This window comes from Mycobacterium szulgai (genome assembly GCF_002116635.1).
Classification (GTDB): Bacteria; Actinomycetota; Actinomycetes; order Mycobacteriales; family Mycobacteriaceae; genus Mycobacterium; species Mycobacterium szulgai.
On record NZ_LQPW01000108.1, the window covers coordinates 1 to 1,543 of the forward strand.

Genomic DNA, 1,543 nt, shown 5'->3' on the forward strand with positions numbered 1-1,543 from the left:
CACCGGCTCCGCCGTTACCGCCGCCACCGAACAGCCCGCCGGCCCCGCCGGCCCCGCCGGTGGAGTTGGACAATCCCTCACCCCCGTTGCCGCCGGCCCCACCGGAGCCGAAGAGCAGGCCGCCGTTGCCGCCGATTCCACCGTTTCCGCCGGTACCGGTGGTGGCGCCGCCGCCGCTACCGCCCGCGCCGCCAGCCGGACCGGCGGCAAGGAACCCGGCGTTCCCGCCGTGGCCGCCGGTCCCGCCGGTGGTAAGGCTGTATCCACCGGCTCCGCCGTTACCGCCGCCACCGAACAGCCCGCCGGTGCCGCCGGCCCCGCCGATCCCACCTGTGGTGGTGCCGAACCCGCCAGAGCCGCCGTCCCCACCGCCGGCCAACAGTCCGCCGCCGCCGCCGGCGCCGCCCGCTCCGCCGATTCCGGCGGACCCGCCGTAGCCGCCGACTCCGCCGCTGGCGAACAGCCCGCCGGTGCCGCCGGCTCCACCGGGTCCGCCGGTGCCGGGGCCGCCGCCGGCCCCACCGTTTCCGGCGGCACCGAACAGGGCGCCCGCGTTGCCGCCGCGCCCACCAGCCCCGCCGGTGAATGGACCGGGGGTGCCGGCGGGAGCCACCGCCGTGCCGCCGGTCCCGCCGCTGCCACCCGATCCGATCAAGAAGGCCGACCCACCGGCGCCTGCGGCCCCGCCGGTGGTGACACCGGGTCCGCCGGCGCCGCCCGTCCCGCCCGAGCCGAACAAGATTCCGCCGGCACCGCCGGTTCCGCCGGTGCCGCCGGTGGCGCCGGCCGCGCCGGATCCGCCAGCCCCGCCGTTGCCGAACAGCCACCCGCCGTCGCCGCCGGGGGCCCCGGTGCCGGCAGCGCCGTTGCTGCCGTTGCCGATCAGCGGGCGCCCGGTCAACGCCTGGACGGGATTGTTGATCGCATTGAGGGTCTGCTGCGCCATGGTGTGCATCGGTGAGCTGCCGGAAGGCGCGTTGAAGCCGTCGAGACCCAACAGCTGTCCGCCGATGCCGCCGGCGCCGGCCTTGCCCGCAGTGGTGCCAGTTCCACCTTGGCCGCCGTTGCCGCCGTCGCCGAGCAGCACGGCGTTGCCGCCGGCTCCTCCGGTGCCGCCGGCCTTCCCGCCCGCGCCGCCGCTGCCGCCGTTGCCGCCGTTGCCGATCATCCCGGGTGTGCCGCCGGCGCCGCCGCCACCGCCATTCGTGGTTCCGCCTTGGCCGCCGGTACCGCCGGCGCCGCCGGAGCCGTCGAGCATGCCGGCGTGGCCGCCGGCGCCGCCCTTCCCGCCGTTGGCCGCGCCGAAACCGCCGGCGCCGCCGGCGCCGCCGTCGCCGAAGAACATCCCGGCGTTGCCCCCCGCTCCGCCGGCCCCGCCGCTGCCGCCGGGAGTGACGCCCTCCCCGCCTATTCCGCCGGCGCCGCCGGCGCCGAGACTGAGCATGCCGGCATTGCCGCCGGCGCCGCCGGCCCCACCGGCCGTTGCGCCGTGCCCGCCGCTGCCGCCGGTGCCGCCGGCGCCGAACATGCCGCCGGCTCCGCA

The 1,543-nt window shown here is 79.1% G+C and carries 1 pseudogene; it reads right to left on the reverse strand.

The features are described from left to right. Positions 1 to 1,543: pseudogene (locus AWC27_RS31575) on the reverse strand (PE family protein); the annotation flags it as partial.